The sequence below is a fragment of the Marinilactibacillus sp. XAAS-LB27 genome (assembly GCF_036039175.1).
Classification (GTDB): domain Bacteria; phylum Bacillota; class Bacilli; order Lactobacillales; family Carnobacteriaceae_A; genus Marinilactibacillus.
Genome location: NZ_JAYXKP010000005.1, coordinates 22,291 through 39,443 on the forward strand (window position 1 = coordinate 22,291; position 17,153 = coordinate 39,443).

The following is a 17,153-nucleotide window of genomic DNA, read 5'->3' on the forward strand; positions in this document are numbered from 1 at the left end:
ATGTATACGACAAATACCTTTAAAGACATTTATGCAACAAAAAATGATATTGATTGGACTTTACTAGAAAGTGTACAGTCTATCATCAAGACTGTACAACAAGAAGGCGATCAGGCCTTATTTGACTATTCAAAACAGTTTGACTCTGTTGAATTGACTGATCTAGTAGTTCCTTCTTCCACTTTAAAAGAAGCTTATGAATCAATCGATGCGGATCTGAGAAAGGCGCTCGAAGAGGCTAAGACGAATATCGAAACGTATCAGAATTCTATTAAATGGAAACAAGGACCTTCTTCTGAGCTATATCAAAAAATTCACCCTTTAAATCGTGTAGGTATTTACGTACCCGGCGGTACAGCTCCACTCGTCTCTACTGTCTTAATGACGACTGTGTTGGCTAATGTTGCTGGCGTCAAGGAAACGATTATTGTAACGCCACCGCAAGCAGATGGCATTCAAAAAGCCATACTAGCAGCATGCCATATCGTAGAAGCAGACCATGTTTATCAAGTTGGTGGTGCTCAAGCAGTGGCTGCACTTGCTTATGGAACTGAAACGATTCAAAAAGTAGATAAAATCGTAGGTCCTGGGAATCAGTTTGTCGCAATGGCTAAAAAACTGGTTTACGGAGACGTCGGAATTGATTCCATAGCAGGTCCTAGTGAAATTGTTGTGGTCGTGGATGAATCGACTAGAGCAGATTGGGTTGCTTATGACATACTTGCTCAGGCTGAACACGACATTCAAGCACGCACATTCTTGATCAGTGAATCCCAAGAGAAGATAGAAGAAATCTTAGCTGAAGTTGAGAAAAAAGCACCCCTTCAATCACGTGCTGCGATTATTGCAGAAAGTCTGAAACAACATCACTATTCTGTTCACACAGCATCAAAAGAAGAAACGATTGAAGTTGTAAACCTAATTGCAGGTGAACATATCTCCATCCAAACCAACGATGCTGAAAGTTACGTTGACTTGATCACAACTGCCGGTGCTATTTTTATTGGAGACCGTTCTCCTGAAGCAATTGGTGATTATGTTGCGGGTCCTAGCCATGTGCTTCCTACTGGAGGAAATGCCCGTTTTTCAAATGGGCTATCTGTGAATGACTTTTTAAGAACAAATTCTGTTATTCATTTATCTCAAGCAACATTTGAAGAAATGGCGCCTTCTGGGGTACGCCTTGCAGAAGAAGAAGCTTTACAGGCACACCGTGATTCCCTTTATTATCGACTGGAGGATAACTTGAATGATCAGAATTGATAAAAATGAAAGTCCTTATAGAGCATTAACTGAAGAAGAAATTGCAAAAATAGCGATTGATACTCAGTTCAATCAGTACTCGGAAAATGAATACCAAGATCTACAAGAAAGCTATGCTGCATTCAATCAATTAGATCCGGAACTCGTTTCATTTGCCAACGGTTCAGATGAATGGATTCAAAAAGCCGTTATCGTATTAGGCGAAGGTCCTATACTGACTTTTGATCCTGACTTTGTTATGTATGATGTCTATGCAAAACAATTTGGACGTGAAATCATCAAACTTCCTGCAAATAAAGATTTTACATTTGACTACGAAGAAGTTTACAAGCAGATCAAAGCTTTGCGCCCTTCTGTATTTATTTTTTCACAACCGAATAATCCATTCGGTACGCTGCACCCTCAAGACTTCATTATAAAAGCCGCTGAGTTGATGAAAGAAGTTGACGGGTACTTTATTTTAGACGAAGCTTATGGAGAATTTGTAGAAAACACTGTGGCACCTCCTGAAGGAGATCACATCATCCGTTTACGTACACTTTCTAAAGTCTACGGTCTAGCAGGATTAAGAATAGGCGTTGCTACGTCTACACGTAAAACAATGGATCTTCTAGATTCCATTGCACATCCCTATCCATTAAACACATTTTCACTAAATGTAGCGGTCCACTTATTGAACCAACCAGAAAGACTAGAGAAATTTATTGAACTAAATCGTTCTCTTTCCAAACAGTTACACAGTGTGTTCAAGGAAGAAGTCGGAGATATCATTTTAATGCTAGACAGTAGCACAAATTTCTTATTCACTTATGGTGAAGAGGCTATGGATTTAGGTCGTTATATCGTTGAAAATGGCTTTCTTCCCCGGATGTATCCTGAAGAAACTTCTCCTTCTCTTAAGAATGCTGTACGTTACTCCATTGCAAAGGAAGATCAATTAGAAGAAATCAGAAAAATCATTCAAAATTGGAGAGATGAAAAATGGCCATCAAGAAAGAACGGATAACAAAAGAAACGACTATTCACTTGTCAGTCGAACGCGGCTTATCGGCTTCTACAATTGATACTGGTGTAGGTTTTTTGAATCATATGTTAGACTTGCTGGCATTTCATGGTCATTTTGTCTTTGATATTAAAGTAGATGGTGACTTGGATGTCGATGATCACCACACAACGGAAGATGTTGGGATTTTATTAGGTCAAGCAATTGCTGAACTGAATGTTGATAAATCTAGTATCCAGCGTTACGGAACAGCTTATGTCCCAATGGATGAAACGCTCGCTCGTTCTGTTGTCGATGTCAGTGGACGTCCTTTCCTTCACTTTGAACCACAATTTTCTGCTCAAACAGTTGGAACATTCGATGTTGAACTTGTGAAAGAATTTTTCTATGCATTGTCAATCAATGCTCGTTTAACAACTCATTTAGACTTGATTCGAGGCGGCAATACGCATCATGAAATCGAAGCTTTATTCAAAGCTTTTGCTCAAAGTCTGAGAATCGCTTTAAGCAACTCAGAAATCGATAGAATTCCTTCCTCTAAAGGAGTGATTGAAGAATGATCGCCATAGTAGACTATGGGCTAGGTAACATTGCGAATCTTACCAATGCTCTAGAATATTTAGGATATGAAGTAGAAATCACACACGACGAAGAACGACTCAAGCAAGCTGACCGCATCATTTTACCAGGTGTAGGACATTTTAAAGATGCTATGAATAGAATTCAGCAACTTGGTCTTCTACCTGTTCTAGAAGAATTAAAAGAAACCAAACCTTTTGTGGGGATTTGCTTAGGGATGCAGTTGCTTTTTGACTCTTCTGAAGAAGGCAATGTCAATGGACTTGGTTACCTTCCTGGTGATGTTAAAAAAATCACTGGAAACGTAACAGTTCCTCACTTAGGCTGGAATAAACTGTCTTCTGAAGTGCCTTCATTAAACGATGACGTTTATTTTATCCACTCTTTCAAAGTACACACAAATGAAAATGTCGTTGCTACTGCAGAATACGAAGAAGACGTTGTCGCAATCGTACAAAAAGATCACATCATTGGGATTCAGTTCCATCCAGAAAAAAGTGGTGAAAAAGGTCTTAAAATTCTAGATCAAGCATTAAAAGGTGGGTTTATATTATGATAGAATTATGGCCGGCAATCGACTTGATTGATCAGCAAAGCGTACGGTTAACTGAAGGAAAATATGAATCAAAAGAAGTAATGCGTCGAACGGCTGAAGAAGCCATTGCCTTTTATAACCAGTTTGAGCAAGTTGCTCGTATTCATATCGTTGACTTGATGGGTGCTCTTCACCAAAAGCCCGCTGAAAAAGCCTTTATTACTAAATTAATGCAAACCAGCCGTGTGCCTATTGAAATTGGTGGCGGCATCCGTTCTGAAGAATCTATTCAATATTACCTTGATAATGGTGCTTCTTATATTATCGTTGGTACACGTGGCTTGAAAGATTTACCTTGGCTTAAAGAAATGACTGTTAAATATCCAGGTAAAATTTACCTAGGACTGGATGCGATGAAAGATCAAGTTGCTGTAAATGGTTGGACTGAAACTGAAGAACGTACAATTTACGATATCGCTAAAGAAACGGCTACTTACGATTTAGGTGGTATTATCTATACAGATATCTCTAAAGACGGTAAAATGGGTGGTCCAAATGTTGAATTAACGGCTCGACTCGTTGAATTATCCCCTCATCCGATTACAGCTTCAGGTGGCATTCGCAGTCTTCAAGATATGAAAGAATTAGAAGCTGTTGGTGTTAAGGCAGCAATTGTCGGTAAAGCTGCGAATACATCTGAATTCTGGGAGGGCATTAACGAATGATCAAGAAACGTATTATTCCCTGTCTAGATGTTAAAGATGGTTCGGTAGTCAAAGGGATTCAATTCAAAGGACTAAGAAAAATCGGAAATCCTGTTGATCTTGCTAAACGCTATAATGCCTTAGGTGCAGATGAGTTAGTCTTTCTAGATATTTCCGCAACAGAAACGGGACATGCTTTAATGCTTGACGTTATTAGACAGACCGCTAGAGAACTGTTTATACCTATGACGATAGGTGGCGGTATTCAATCAGTAGAAGACATTTCGACTCTACTTGGTGCCGGTGCAGATAAAGTCAGTCTGAACTCTTCAGCACTCAGGAATCCTCAGCTTATAAAAGAAGCAAGTGAAAAATTCGGTTCCCAATGTATCTGTATCGCACTTGATGCCAAATGGGATGAAGAACAGCAAGACTGGTTTTGTTATACGCACGGTGGAAAAAAGGCAACCGATATTAGAGCTCTCGACTGGGTCAAACAAGTTGAAGCACTTGGAGCTGGAGAATTGCTTGTGACGAGTATGGACTTTGACGGTATGCAACAAGGCTTTGATCACAAGCTTTTGCGTCTAATTCAAGAATCTGTGAATATACCCGTGATTGCATCTGGTGGAGCTGGAACAGCTGCACACTTCTCTGAATTGTTCTCTGAAACAGATGTATCTGCTGGATTAGCGGCTTCTATCTTCCATGACGAAGACGTGTCGATCCAAGAAGTAAAAGATCTTTGCATAAAAAAAGGAGTGCCAATGAGAAATGTCTAAATATGATGATTTAAAACCTGACTTTTCTAAGGGTCTACTGACAGTAGTTTTGCAGCATTATACGAATAAAGAAGTTCGTATGGTTGGATACATGAACGAAGAAGCTTTTGAACTGACTAAGAATGAAGAAGTTGCGTGGTTTTACTCTAGATCCAAAGAAAGACTTTGGAAAAAAGGAGAATCTAGTGGTAACGTTCAATATGTGAAAGATATGTATCTGGATTGTGATCAGGATGCTCTACTTTTAATGATTGATCCAGTTGGCCCAACTTGTCACACTGGTACAGACAGCTGCTTTAATTTGGACTCTACTTTTACATTAAAAGACATTGAAGCAACCATTCAAAATCGAGCAGAAGCAACTGACGATGACTCTTATACAAATTATTTACTTTCAAAAGGAATAGATAAAATTGCCAAGAAATTTGGAGAAGAAGCTTTTGAGGTTGTCATCGGTGCTAAAAACGAGGATAAAAAGGAAGTTATAGACGAAGCTGCAGATGTTTTGTATCACTTAGGGGTTTTACTGCATAAATCTGATGTAAAGATTTCAGACGTAGAAGCAGTTCTAGCTGAACGTCATCACAAAAAGAATAATTTCAAAGGTGAACGCCAAGATATCGAAAAATGGTGATGATTCATTTTAAGACTGAGATCTTCTATTTAGAAGGTCTCTTTTTTATTTGCTTAATTTAATAAATGAATTTATAGCATAAAACGCTATCAGCAGTTCTGTTTCCTTATTATTTTTTTAAAAAATCTGATTTCTTTCTAAAGGTTGCATCCTCTACTTCAAATCTGTATTCTAATAAATAACTAATAAAAAGTGATAACTTATCTGAAAAAGGAAGTAGGCATCCTCATGAATACTCAACCATTGAATTTAGTCATTTTAATTATTATGCTCAGGGCTTAACACTGTAGAAAAATTTACAGTTGTTTAGTCCTATTCATGGTTTAGTGTGAATGGGACTTAGACCTCTCATTCTATCAAAGAGTGAGAGGTCTTTTCTGTTTCCACAGATCCTTTTAAAGATAGATAACGATTCACTAAAAAATAGATCAGTGGAGGAACATTTTATGCTCATATTTTTAAAACAACTAAATCAATCTTTTACTAAGTATTTATCATGGATTGTTATTGCAACAGCGGTATTGGCGTTACTATTACCTAATCTATTTCTATGGGCAGCAGGGATTACGACGTACACCTTACAATTCATTATGTTCACAATGGGACTGACAATGAAACCAGCGGATTTCAGCGAAGTTCTGAGACGGCCTTGGCAAGTCTTTTTAGTCGTCATCGCCCAATATGTCTTTATGCCGCTATCTGCCCTAGCACTCTCAACTTTGTTCGATTTACCCACTGAAATTGCCTTAGGCCTTTTATTGGTCGGCTCTGTACCCGGAGGAACATCTTCAAACGTGATTGCTTATCTAGCCAACGGAAACTTGCCATTGTCTATTGGCTCAACGTCTGTTTCTACGCTGTTGTCTCCACTACTAACGCCACTCATTCTTTCACTTTATGGCGGAGCTTATCTGGATATTAACTTCTGGACGATGTTCCAATCCATTATTCAAGTTGTCCTATTACCTGTCCTACTTGGTCTAGTCATCAGTCACTTCCTTGGCAGACACACTGAAAAAGCTGAAAGAATTTTACCTTCTTTCTCTTCTATCGCTGTACTTTTAGTACTCGCTGGTACTGTATCCGTTAATCAACAAAACTTACTCAGCACTGGCTTAGTGATTTTCTTTGTTGTTTGGCTTCACAACTTGAGCGGATACGGAATCAGTTATCTAATCTGCAAATTATTAAAGCGAGACATTCCGACCACTCGCACCATTGCCATAGAAGTGGGTCTCCAAAACACAGGCTTGGCTGCAAATCTTGGTTTAGCACACTTCACACCAGCAACGGCACTCGCTGCCGCAGCTGGAACAATCGTGCATACATTATTTGGAACAGTCTACGCTAACCTATGCCGAAGACGCGATCAAAAAGATTCCTCCCAACACTCTACTGTTCGTCCTGTAAAAGTCCAATCATAATCTAGAAGAAGGTAGTGAATTTATATGAAACTGAGTCAAACCGTAAGAAGTGGTCCCGATCAATATATTTGCCAAGAAGCTGCTTTAGTCTACTTTGATGAAAAAATGAAACGGTATACGTCTCCTGTAATCATCACTGGAGAGCTATCGTTTAAAGCTTTCGAAAAACATTATCCTGGTCATAATGTTTTCCCTGTTTTGAGGTATAACCATACTGCATCAATTGAAGATATGAACAGACTAGCCAAAGAATGCTCAGGAGCCGATTGCATCGTTGGAATCGGTGGCGGAAAAGTACTCGATACCGCTAAAGGAACTGCTGATCTGTTAGGAATTGAATACGTAACGATTCCAACTGTTTTAGGAACTTGCGCTGCCTATACCCCTCTCTCTGCTGTATATCACCCAGATGGTACGTTTAGAAGCGTTGACTACTATAATCGATCTGCTTCCTTTTGTTTTATGGATCTCTCTTTACTAGTAGAGTCCCCAAAAAAATACTTTGCCGGCGGTATTGGAGACACACTAGCTAAATGGTATGAAGCTGAAGGTATCACGAATCATATTCAAGGTGCTTTACCAGCTATGGTTTCTGTCGGACTTCAAACTGCAAAAGTTACCCAAGAGATTTTACTTCAGGATAGCGAAGAAGCCTTAAAAAGTATGGAGGCACATGAAGTCACACCAGCGTTTCAAAAAGTTGCAGAAGCTGTTGTAGCTATAGCCGGAACAGTCGGAGGTTTCGCTGGTGAATATGGTAGAATGGCCGGCGCGCATGCTGTGCACAACGGTATGTCATTGATTCCAGAAACACATAATTACGAGCATGGCGTAAAGGTCGCTTATGGGGTTTTAGTTCAACTTGCTGCTTGTAAAAGATATGATGAAGTCGATAGATTGCAGAGCTTTTACAAAGAAAATGCCTTCCCGCATTCTCTGAAAGATTTCGGCATAACAGAAGACATTGAACAGGCAATGGAACAAATCGCTATCTTTTCTGCTTCAGATAAAGAAACCTTTAACCTAGTCATTCCGGATATTACGCCTAATGATGTTTATCAAGCTATGCAGTACCTTGAAGTTCTTGTACCTTCAAAAATCAGTGTATAATGAAGGTTTTTACCTATAAATCACTAAATCAATAGTCTATTACTGATCATTGAAAGGACCTTCTAGGATTCTTTCAGTAAAGGCTTTAAATTAGACTTTTTTCTTTTTATCTTTATACTTTAAATTATATTAAAGAAGGAGGTGTTCGTATGAAAACATTAGACAATATTGCTTTAGCTCTTTTAATTGTTGGCGGTTTGAACTGGCTCTTAGTAGGTCTGTTTGAATTTGATTTAGTAGCTACAATATTTGGTGGAGAAACAGCACTCTTATCTAAAATAGTTTACATTGTTGTTGGGCTATGTGCTCTTTATTCATTAAAGTTCTTCCCTCTAATCAATTCTCAAACAACTTCTTCACATAAAGATCATTAATTTTCTAAACAAAAAAAAAAGAGTAGAATAATGCTCTTTTTTTTGTGTTTTTTTATATTTCAAGAGCCAATGATCATAATCAGATAAACAGATGGTTTGGTTTTTACCCGTCGGTAAAAACCAAACCTTTACTTAGTACTCGTATAAAGTTATTTCTAATGATTTTTTCTAATTTCATCTTGATACAATTCTAAAAATTGATTTCCATAGTCAGCATTTGAAATAGATATACTTGTCATAGTTGAATTTGTTGATAGATTAAATTCGAATACGTCCGAATATTCTTTTTTTCCTGATAGATAAGTTATTTCAAATTTAGAAGCATAATCATAGTCATGCTCGCTTTTCTGTGCCTAAACGAGACAGGTAATTGACTGACCAGGTACCGCATGATTTATTTATCCTACTAAATTAGTCTTTATCTCCCAGTTTTATTATTTTTTTGTTTTATCATCAACTGTAATCTTTTGTACAACAGCATTAGTATTTCCAAAGTTTTTTGCAATAATATAGAAACGATTTTTATTAGCAATCAAAGTTTCAGTATAAGTACTAATATAAGCCCTAGAATTTTCTTCTAAAATTCTATTAATGTCTCTAGACGTTTTAACCTCTGCAATTACACTAACGGTAATTGCTGATACTGATAAAAATTTGAAAAGCATATGTAAAAAAGAGTGAACTCAATATACTCACTCTTTTTTACTCGGTTAAAACTCTAGATAGTAAAAGTTGCTATTTATTTTACTTGATTCATTTTGTTTTAGTGGCGCATCTTTTTGTTGCTCCTAAACTTGATTTTTCGAATTGTTATAAACTAAAGATATTCTTAGACTAAGGCACTTTTTATTGAAATCTTTCATCATTAACAGTACGATGATAGTCATGCTAAAAACATTGGCTTTACTTAACTAAGACCATTATCTTAAATAAAACAAATTGAAAACGAAGAGGGATTTGTATGGAAAATCGTTTTGAGCGCATCCGTTCTGCCGAACGTGGTGCTAGAGTCAGTATTGTAGTTTATATTTTTATGGCTACTTTAAAATTATTTATTGGATTCACATTCAGGTCTTCTGCTTTGAGCGCAGATGGGTTCAATAATTTAACCGACGTCATTTCTTCTGTCACGATTTTAATCGGGCTAAAAGCAGCTAGGAAGCCAGCCGACTCTAATCATCCTTACGGTCATTGGAAAGCTGAACCCATTGCAAGCCTTATCACCTCCTTTGCAATGTTGTTTGTCGGCTTTCAAGTACTTCAATCTACGGTTACTCGCTTGCTATCGGGTGAAGTGGTTCCACCAAATGGACTAGCAGCTATTGCCTCTGTGATTGGTACAGTTGTCATGTTTTTTGTATACAAGTATAATCTGAACTTGTCAAAGAAAGTGAGATCAAGTGGACTTGCTGCTGTGGCTAAAGATAATCTCGCTGATTCGTTAACCAGTTTGGCTACAGCCGTCGCTATTCTTGCCTCTGCTTTAGGATTGGTTTGGATCGATGGTATAATGGCATTGATTGTATCCCTGATCATTCTTAAAACAGGTGTAGAGGTTTTCAGAGAAAGCACCTTTTCACTATCAGATGGTTTTCATGAAGATGAACTAGACAATTACGAAAAAGCTGTTAAACAACTTCCTGAAATTCATAGTATTGAATCGCTGAAGGCCCGTAATTATGGTACGAACATCTATGTAGACATCACGATTCTTGTCGATGCCAATATGTCTGTTCAAGAAGGACATGATGTAACGGAAAAAATAGAAGAACTATTATTTAATGACTTCGATGTTATGCATGTAGACGTTCATGTTGAGCCGGATACAATCAAATATATGGATCAGTTAAATCAATAACACTATAAAAAGCGTCTCTCTAAAGGAAACCTCCAATAGAGAGACGCTTTTTTACTATAAGACTACTAATCTTAATTCTTCTAAACGAATTTATTCCATGACCTCATACTCAAACGTATCAACAACTGGCCATGCATGAATATAAGTGAGTACATCCATAAAGTCTTCTTGAGATTCTTGAGGGATTATGACTTGAAATGGAACGATCGCGCCATTTTCTATAACCCCGTACTCTTCTTCGGATAACCGAATAGAATAATCTTCAACAAGTACTTCACCCATTTCGTTTTCAAATGAGAACGTAGTGTCAATGTTCTTGATGTCCATACCTAAACGGTTCACAACGACAAACCAAGCAATCCATTGTTCCTCTTCTTGAGTTGCCAAAGCTGACCAGATCATCATAGCTGATCCATCGGGTGTCATCGTATTAAATCCTGGTATACTATTTTCTAGACTGGACAGTGTGCCGGCATAAGGAGTATCTTGATAAATTGGCGGGATAGAAACATATAAGTCTTCCGCGCCTTCTTCAGATCCTTCCCCCGAAGCTAAAACTCCTGGTTGAGATGATAGATCTGCTTCAGTCCCCTCTTCCCCCAAATCAACAAATTCTTCGTCCTCTTCCGTCGCATCAGAGGTTGTCTCACCAGTTAATTCAGATAACTCAATAGCGTCTTGAGGAACTTCAATCGCTGTAACTTCATTGTATTGATCATAAGTCATTCGAATATCTTGAGTGAAGCCCATGACCATATCTGTAGACCCTTCAATATCACCTTGCATTTTTATGTTCTGATTTGAAAGGTACTTAGTTTCTTTGTTCATTTGTAACTCGATTTCTATACTTTGCGTTGTAAGTGTTAAATTTTCATCGGAGAAGAGTGTTTCAAGATCAACATTATTCTTCATAACTACGGAAGCTACCAAGTTGTTTGCATCCTCGCCTTCTAGTATCAAAGTCATATTATAGTGATCTGTTTCTTCTTCAAATTCAATATCATCTTCATATTCTTTCATTGTTTCCAGAAATGCTGTATCGAAAAAGATTTCTTCTGAGTCCTCTTGAACAATGCCTTCAATCAAATCGAATAACAGTTCTTCTCCTTCATCTCCCAATTCAATCCATCCACTTACCGGATCTTCTAGATAAAAAACATCGTTGACATATCTAATCGTCGTGTTTCCTTCTGTTGCCCCATCACTAATAACTTGTTCTAGTGCATATGGATTGGTTGTAAATGCTGAATTCATCTTAATGTTCATTTCTTCTGAATTTTCTTGGTTTTCGATTGCAACGGTTTGGTCAACAGACTGTGAATAGCTGTCTAGATTATTATAAGCGTCTATACTTTCATCCAAAACCTGACTTGCACTAGGCTCTCCACAGCCTCCAACAAATAAAGCGCCTACAAAAGACAAAATCATTACCCCTATCTTTTTACTTTTCAAACGGCTCACCCTCTTTCCTAAAGTAATGATACTACTTTGAGACCTATTATAACGTCTTTATCATACCGTTTCTTTTAAAGAATAAGCAATTGATAGACATTTGACTCTGTGTTTCAATTAACCTCTATCTTTAACATGCTAAAAAAAGCAGAGCTCTTTGAAGAGATCTGCTTTTTATCCTTATTTTATAATTTTAAAGTTGTGATTTGCAGTTGCTTCTACTGTACCCATTTCCTTGAAGTAGTTACCAATCAGTTCGTTCATTGGAATGGTTACTTCGCTAATAATTTTAGAAGCATCAAACATGGTATAATCTCCACCGCCTACTGCTCGGTATTGATTGATCACAACCCGAAGTTTATCTTCAGGTTGAATAGCGCGCCCTTTATACTTAAACTCTGTGACTCTTTCTCCAAAAGGTTTCGACACGTTCACCGTATACTCTATTCCTTCGTACATATCGTAATTGTACATTTGCGGCTTAGGTTCTACAAAGTCTGGATTCACATCGATTTCTCCCTGATCATTCAATACAAAATACTCTGCGGATTGCTCGATAGCTCTCTTCAAGTCATCTCCTGTTACTTCTAATACAGCTAATGTGTTAGGAAAGATATAATTCGTAACAACGTCTCTCATAGTTACTTGAGGATTAAAGCCACTACTTTCATTGTTAAATAAAGCTGTTCCAGAAATATCGCAATCTGCATAGTACATCTGTACTTTTTGGATGAATTCAACATAAGGGTGTTCTTCTCTACGTGCTTTCTCTACGTCCTTGATTGTCATATCTCCTTGAACCTTGCCAATTGGCTGATCTAGCCAATCTTCTACTTCTTGGTTCAATTCCTCGTGCTTACGCGCAAGCGTGCATTCAACGGGTGTTTCTTCAGTAACTTTAATCAGTTCTGGAAGGGAATCTTTTATGATCCACTTTCCATTTTCCTGGGCAAGATCCAATGTAACTTTTCCAAGAAAACTGCCTTTATGACCCGGCATCACAGTCGGTATACCGTTTTTCTTTTGAGCGATTACTCTATGCTGGTGTCCAGTAAGCAAGACGTCGATGCCTTCTACTTCAGTTAGTAGTCTGTACCCTTCATTTTCCCCCGTCTGAATTTCGGTTTCTGTTCCAGAATCAATATTTTTTTCAAAACCACCGTGATAACTCACGATAACGATATCCGCTAGTTTTCTAAGTTCTGGGACATATTCTTTTGCAGTTTCCAGTGCCGAGTGGAATGTTAACCCTGCATAATTTTCTGGATGCTCCCAGTGTGGGATATACTGAGTGGTCAACCCTAAAATGGCAATTTTCACGCCTTCTTTTTCTATCAGGATATACGGTTCTCCAAAAGCAGCTTTCTTGTCTTCATTTAATATATTGGCCGCTAAGACCGGGTGTTTTGCTGCTTTGACCGCCGAGTAAAGATAATCTAGGCCGTAATTAAATTCATGATTTCCTATGACACCAGCATCATATGGTAAGTCGTTAATCGACTCCATTAAAGAATTGGCATCTCCTTTTTCTTTAAGTACAAAAAAGCTAAGTGGAGATCCTTGAATAAAATCACCATTTTCTATCAAAACAGAAGGCCCTTCTGTAGATTCCATTTGCTGTTTCAAGACATTTGCTAATTTGAACAGCCCAAATCCTAATTCTTGCCCTCTTTTTTGATAATCTGTCGGGAACAAGTACCCGTGAATATCACTTGTTTCAAAAATGGTTAACTTCATCATACTGTCTCCAATCTATGTATAAAAAGCTCGTATTGAGCTTTCCTTTATTCTCTTTGGTAAATCGTTTCGTATTCTGGAACGATGGCATTCAACTCTTTTGACCTTAAGTCTTGGCAAAACAATTCAGGATTAAAAGTATGCCAAGGAATAGTCAAACGAGCATTGACGATTTTAGCTACTCTAAGCAAATCTTCTCTTGATGCATGACCACTGGCTCCTAAAGACAGAAACTCGAATTCTTTAATTTCTAGAAAGTTTTTAAGTTGCGAAAATCTCTCGTCATATTCTCCAAGAGGTTCTCCATTACTGTGGAGGTAGACAACTTTACTTACTAGTTCAAGTAAATGAATATTCTTGAAGCTGTTCTGTAATACATATAATCCAGGCTGCTGCGCAATAGTCTTGAGTGAAATTGCCGCTTGAATAGATTCAGTAGAGCTCGTTGTGTCTACTTCTTCAAGAATTGTCCATCGGTCTTGTGGATAGAACACATGTAAGATGTTAGCATAGGCCTGTTCCCAAACCATCGTTCGACCTTGTTCTTTAACGAGGTCATCAAATGTTTTTAATCTTTCCACATTTCTGATGTATGGATTGATCACAAACAAAGCTTCTGTATTCATCGCAATTAGATCTTCGAGTTCTTGCTTTAAAGTAAGCTCGTTTAAAAGCTTACGATCTTGTTTTTCACTATTTTCATCAAAGCTGTATGATGTTCCCTCAATTAATAAGACATCAGGCTGCCATTCTCTAGCATCTTCTGCCCATTTCAAAACTCTTTCAGGATTTATTCCAGAAAGTCTGAAATCTCCTGAGTGAATGATCTTCAGTTCTGGTGTTTCTATAAAGAAAGCACTACAGCCTACTGTATCATGGTCGCTATGTTTAGGCAATACAGTGATATCTCCTACTTCAACTTCTTGATCAAAGTCAAAAGGAATCAATTCACAGTCAACAGCTCGGTCTTCATTTATATTTATAAGTTCATTATATAGTTTATACGATTCATGTGAAAGATAAACTTTGGTTTGAGAAGGCAAAAAACGCAGTCCCCCCATATGGTCAAGATGTAAATGAGAGATAAAAATAGCCGTTTCAAGCGTTTCTTCAGTATACGATTTTAATGCAACTTCTTTAAATAATTCTGTATTATACAGTCCCTCAACAGCAGGCAAGCTGCCTGATTCTACGAACTGTTCTAATTCAGATTTTTCTCCATCTTTTTCAGGTGTCTGTCCGGCAACAGTTAAGCCAAAGTCACAAAGGACTCTGGCTTTATCTGTGCGGATTTCGACAATGTTTCCTCCAATGGTTTTTAGACCATTCCAAAACTGGTATGCTGTCATAATGAAATCCTTCCTATTCTGTTTTTAAGATTCTTTATTAATTGTTAGATTCGATAATGGATTCTGTTTCTGATTGTAAATGATCTAATACAGATTGCGGATCTTCATTACTGATCGAAATTGCTTCCATAGCGTCTGTTAATGCATTTCTGTATTCTCCGTAACCGGCAAATGTTGGAGAAGTGATTCCATAGCTCAACATACTTGCTGCTGCTTCATTACGCGGATCTTCTTCTAAAAATGAAGCATATTCCGGTACTTCTAATGCCGACTCAACAATTGGTACATAACCTGTTTCCATTGCCCACTGAGCAGTATTTTCTGGTTGTAATAAGAAGTTGATATAAGCGACATATCCAGCTTGTTCTTCGTCACTTGCAGAACTGTATAATCCAATATCGTTTCCTGCAAACATTGTTAAATTCTTATCATTGAAAGTCGGTACTTCCGCAGTGCCCCATTGAATACCATTTTCATCTGCTACAGGTGCTACGTGTGCTAGACCTGCTGAGGATCCAATGTAAAGAGCTGATTCTCCGCGTCCAAATGGTCCAGAGAAGTAACCATCTTCGCCAGCAGTGCGGGCATATCCTTCTTCAAGCATTTCACTCAAGAACGTTAAGGCTTCAACACTTTCAGTAGAATTGATTTCCACCTCAAGTGTATCCCCGTTGATAAAGTCTGTTCCATTTTGACGAGCCATTGTTTCGAACTCCATGTCAAAGCCATTTTCTAGCCCCATCGCTACACGGTCGTCTCCAGCATCTACCATCATTTCGCCTAAAGCACGGATGTCTTCCCAAGATTCAGGAACATCTACACCGAACTCTTCTAGAATATCTTCATTTATAAACATCAAACGCGTTGATTTAGAGAATGGCATTGCATATCTCTGTTCGTTGAAGATAGAAGAATCTTTGAAGCCTTCGTAAATATCACTTAACGTTTCTTCTTGAAATCCATTTTCAATTAGAAACTCATCGGATAATGGAAGTAATAATTCATTTGTTGCTAGTTCAGGAACATCTGTTGATGTAAGTTGAGACATTGTCGGTAGATTCCCTGCTACTCCAGCTCCAGTAATGGCTTGATTCAAGTCATCATATCCACCTTGGTTCTGCTCCACTACTCTATACTGATCTTGAGAATCGTTGAAAGCTTCTGTCAATGCAGTAACTGCCTCTTGGTGAGGACCGTTCATTGCATGCCAGAAAGTGATTTCTATAGTTTCTCCATTACTTGTTTCGCTAGTCGCATCGTCTGTAGTATCATTCGTCCCTGTGTTTTCACTTGCAGAATCAGTGCCGCAGGCTGTCATAAGTAATGTACTTGCTGCTAAAATTCCTGTACCTAATTTTAATAATTGCTTAGTGTTCGTCATCATTTGAATCTCCTTTTTTTCTTTTTTAAAATTTCTTGAACCTGTGATGGATACTTCTGTTTTCTTTGTAGAGTTGCAGAATATGCTACCCTTTGAGACCACTTTTGGATACACCCATAATGATGTATCGCTGTAAGAACAGATAAATAATAACCATAGGTGCTACCACTATCGCTGACGCTGCCATAAGTAACTCATATTGCGTTCCTGCTTCAGTTGTAAAAGCCTGTAATCCTACCGGTAACGGTCTGAGTAATCGATCATTGGTTACAATCAACGGCCACATAAAGGAATTCCAGCTACCAATAATTTTCAAAATCATTACAGCGACAATAGCAGACTTCGATAGCGGAACTAAAATCGTCCATAGAAACTTGAAGTCACTACTGCCATCTACTTTTGCTGCATAATAAAGTTCATTGGGTACAGATTCAAAATTCTGTTTCAGCATAAAGACAGAGAATACGCTTGCTACATAAGGTAGAATCATCGCTGCATAGGTGTTCATCAAGCCCAATCTTGAGATTGTTAGATAATTAGGAATAATCATTAGTTCACCAGGAACCATCATCGTTGCGATTAATATTGTAAATAAAATATTTTTCCCGTAAAAATTCATTTTGGAAAAAGCAAAGGCAGCTAAAATAGTTGTCAACAACTCTCCTAGAGTAGATATAGATGTAATCAAGACACTATTGAGGAAATATCTACCGAACGGTGCTACTTCAAAAGCTCTTCTGAAATTTTCTATACGAAAAACTTGAGGAATCCATACCGGTGGCATGGAAACTGCTTCTGCGGGAGATTTCAAGGAAGTGGATATCATCCATAAAAAAGGAATCAACATCGTAAAAGCTCCAATAGACAGTAAAATATACGCAACTATTCTACTTCCTTTTTCTCCGCTTGTAACGAATTCCGTTTCTTTTACATGTTTAGTTTTAGCCCACTTCATAAAAAAAAGACTA

At 37.9% G+C, this 17,153-nt stretch carries 16 protein-coding genes; 11 read left to right on the plus strand and 5 right to left on the minus strand.

All coding sequences use genetic code 11. The features are described from left to right. The 11 genes from hisD to VXN63_RS07580 all read left to right on the plus strand — a co-directional run bounded on the left by hisD (position 1) and on the right by VXN63_RS07580 (position 10,266). Positions 1-1,263, plus strand: a complete 1,263-nt coding sequence (hisD, locus tag VXN63_RS07530; RefSeq protein ID WP_327757416.1) for a histidinol dehydrogenase — start codon at positions 1-3, stop codon at positions 1,261-1,263. After that, complete coding sequence (locus VXN63_RS07535) at positions 1,250-2,269, plus strand: pyridoxal phosphate-dependent aminotransferase (RefSeq protein WP_327757417.1); 1,020 nt, start codon at positions 1,250-1,252, stop codon at positions 2,267-2,269. The genes hisD and VXN63_RS07535 overlap by 14 nt, the downstream gene beginning before the upstream one ends. Then, the gene (gene hisB, locus VXN63_RS07540; protein ID WP_327757418.1) at positions 2,245-2,826 is read left to right on the plus strand and encodes an imidazoleglycerol-phosphate dehydratase HisB; all 582 of its coding nucleotides are present in this window, start codon (positions 2,245-2,247) and stop codon (positions 2,824-2,826) included. Before VXN63_RS07535 ends, hisB begins: the two co-directional genes overlap by 25 nt. Beyond that, on the plus strand, positions 2,823-3,401 hold the full coding sequence (gene hisH / locus VXN63_RS07545; protein WP_327757419.1) for an imidazole glycerol phosphate synthase subunit HisH: 579 nt from the start codon (positions 2,823-2,825) through the stop codon (positions 3,399-3,401). The genes hisB and hisH overlap by 4 nt, the downstream gene beginning before the upstream one ends. Beyond that, a complete protein-coding gene (gene hisA, locus VXN63_RS07550; RefSeq protein ID WP_327757420.1) occupies positions 3,398-4,105 on the plus strand; it encodes a 1-(5-phosphoribosyl)-5-((5-phosphoribosylamino)methylideneamino)imidazole-4-carboxamide isomerase in 708 nt (235 codons plus the stop codon). The genes hisH and hisA overlap by 4 nt, the downstream gene beginning before the upstream one ends. Beyond that, on the plus strand, positions 4,102-4,866 hold the full coding sequence (gene hisF / locus VXN63_RS07555; RefSeq protein WP_327757421.1) for an imidazole glycerol phosphate synthase subunit HisF: 765 nt from the start codon (positions 4,102-4,104) through the stop codon (positions 4,864-4,866). Before hisA ends, hisF begins: the two co-directional genes overlap by 4 nt. Then, positions 4,859-5,500 (plus strand): bifunctional phosphoribosyl-AMP cyclohydrolase/phosphoribosyl-ATP diphosphatase HisIE, encoded by a 642-nt coding sequence (gene hisIE, locus VXN63_RS07560; protein ID WP_327757422.1) that lies wholly within the window; start codon positions 4,859-4,861, stop codon positions 5,498-5,500. Before hisF ends, hisIE begins: the two co-directional genes overlap by 8 nt. A gap of 446 nt (positions 5,501-5,946) precedes the next feature. Beyond that, entirely contained in the window at positions 5,947-6,924 is a 978-nt protein-coding gene (locus VXN63_RS07565) for a bile acid:sodium symporter family protein (protein WP_327757423.1), read from the plus strand. 24 nt (positions 6,925-6,948) lie between these two features. Next, positions 6,949-8,034 (plus strand): iron-containing alcohol dehydrogenase family protein, encoded by a 1,086-nt coding sequence (locus VXN63_RS07570; protein WP_327757424.1) that lies wholly within the window; start codon positions 6,949-6,951, stop codon positions 8,032-8,034. A 149-nt stretch (positions 8,035-8,183) separates the two neighbouring features. Beyond that, a complete protein-coding gene (locus VXN63_RS07575) occupies positions 8,184-8,408 on the plus strand; it encodes a DUF378 domain-containing protein (RefSeq protein WP_327757426.1) in 225 nt (74 codons plus the stop codon). Positions 8,409-9,369: 961 nt separating this feature from the next. Then, positions 9,370-10,266: a cation diffusion facilitator family transporter gene (locus VXN63_RS07580; RefSeq protein WP_327757427.1), complete on the plus strand. Its 897-nt coding sequence runs from the start codon at positions 9,370-9,372 to the stop codon at positions 10,264-10,266. 90 nt (positions 10,267-10,356) lie between these two features. Here VXN63_RS07580 and VXN63_RS07585 read toward each other — a convergent pair whose 3' ends face one another. The 5 genes from VXN63_RS07585 to VXN63_RS07605 form a co-directional block, all read right to left on the minus strand. After that, positions 10,357-11,718 (minus strand): DUF6612 family protein, encoded by a 1,362-nt coding sequence (locus VXN63_RS07585; protein ID WP_327757428.1) that lies wholly within the window; start codon positions 11,716-11,718, stop codon positions 10,357-10,359. Between the two features lie 180 nt (positions 11,719-11,898). After that, entirely contained in the window at positions 11,899-13,455 is a 1,557-nt protein-coding gene (locus VXN63_RS07590) for a bifunctional metallophosphatase/5'-nucleotidase (RefSeq protein ID WP_327757429.1), read from the minus strand. A 47-nt stretch (positions 13,456-13,502) separates the two neighbouring features. Continuing rightward, entirely contained in the window at positions 13,503-14,804 is a 1,302-nt protein-coding gene (locus VXN63_RS07595) for an MBL fold metallo-hydrolase (protein ID WP_327757430.1), read from the minus strand. Between the two features lie 37 nt (positions 14,805-14,841). Further along, positions 14,842-16,185 (minus strand): ABC transporter substrate-binding protein, encoded by a 1,344-nt coding sequence (locus VXN63_RS07600; RefSeq protein ID WP_327757431.1) that lies wholly within the window; start codon positions 16,183-16,185, stop codon positions 14,842-14,844. An 85-nt stretch (positions 16,186-16,270) separates the two neighbouring features. Further along, positions 16,271-17,140 (minus strand): carbohydrate ABC transporter permease, encoded by an 870-nt coding sequence (locus VXN63_RS07605; protein ID WP_442915303.1) that lies wholly within the window; start codon positions 17,138-17,140, stop codon positions 16,271-16,273. Between the last annotated feature and the right edge of the window lie 13 nt (positions 17,141-17,153).

Excerpts from the sequence above, each read along its gene's own strand:
- VXN63_RS07600 (WP_327757431.1), bottom strand. The coding sequence starts at position 16,185 with ATGACGAACACTAAGCAATTATTAAAATTAGGTACAGGAATTTTAGCA.
- hisA (WP_327757420.1), top strand. The coding sequence starts at position 3,398 with ATGATAGAATTATGGCCGGCAATCGACTTGATTGATCAGCAAAGCGTA.
- hisB (WP_327757418.1), top strand. The coding sequence starts at position 2,245 with ATGGCCATCAAGAAAGAACGGATAACAAAAGAAACGACTATTCACTTG.
- VXN63_RS07580 (WP_327757427.1), top strand. The coding sequence starts at position 9,370 with ATGGAAAATCGTTTTGAGCGCATCCGTTCTGCCGAACGTGGTGCTAGA.
- VXN63_RS07605 (WP_442915303.1), bottom strand. The coding sequence starts at position 17,140 with ATGAAGTGGGCTAAAACTAAACATGTAAAAGAAACGGAATTCGTTACA.
- VXN63_RS07595 (WP_327757430.1), bottom strand. The coding sequence starts at position 14,804 with ATGACAGCATACCAGTTTTGGAATGGTCTAAAAACCATTGGAGGAAAC.
- hisIE (WP_327757422.1), top strand. The coding sequence starts at position 4,859 with ATGTCTAAATATGATGATTTAAAACCTGACTTTTCTAAGGGTCTACTG.
- VXN63_RS07565 (WP_327757423.1), top strand. The coding sequence starts at position 5,947 with ATGCTCATATTTTTAAAACAACTAAATCAATCTTTTACTAAGTATTTA.
- hisF (WP_327757421.1), top strand. The coding sequence starts at position 4,102 with ATGATCAAGAAACGTATTATTCCCTGTCTAGATGTTAAAGATGGTTCG.
- VXN63_RS07570 (WP_327757424.1), top strand. The coding sequence starts at position 6,949 with ATGAAACTGAGTCAAACCGTAAGAAGTGGTCCCGATCAATATATTTGC.
- VXN63_RS07575 (WP_327757426.1), top strand. The coding sequence starts at position 8,184 with ATGAAAACATTAGACAATATTGCTTTAGCTCTTTTAATTGTTGGCGGT.
- hisH (WP_327757419.1), top strand. The coding sequence starts at position 2,823 with ATGATCGCCATAGTAGACTATGGGCTAGGTAACATTGCGAATCTTACC.
- VXN63_RS07535 (WP_327757417.1), top strand. The coding sequence starts at position 1,250 with ATGATCAGAATTGATAAAAATGAAAGTCCTTATAGAGCATTAACTGAA.
- hisD (WP_327757416.1), top strand. The coding sequence starts at position 1 with ATGTATACGACAAATACCTTTAAAGACATTTATGCAACAAAAAATGAT.
- VXN63_RS07590 (WP_327757429.1), bottom strand. The coding sequence starts at position 13,455 with ATGAAGTTAACCATTTTTGAAACAAGTGATATTCACGGGTACTTGTTC.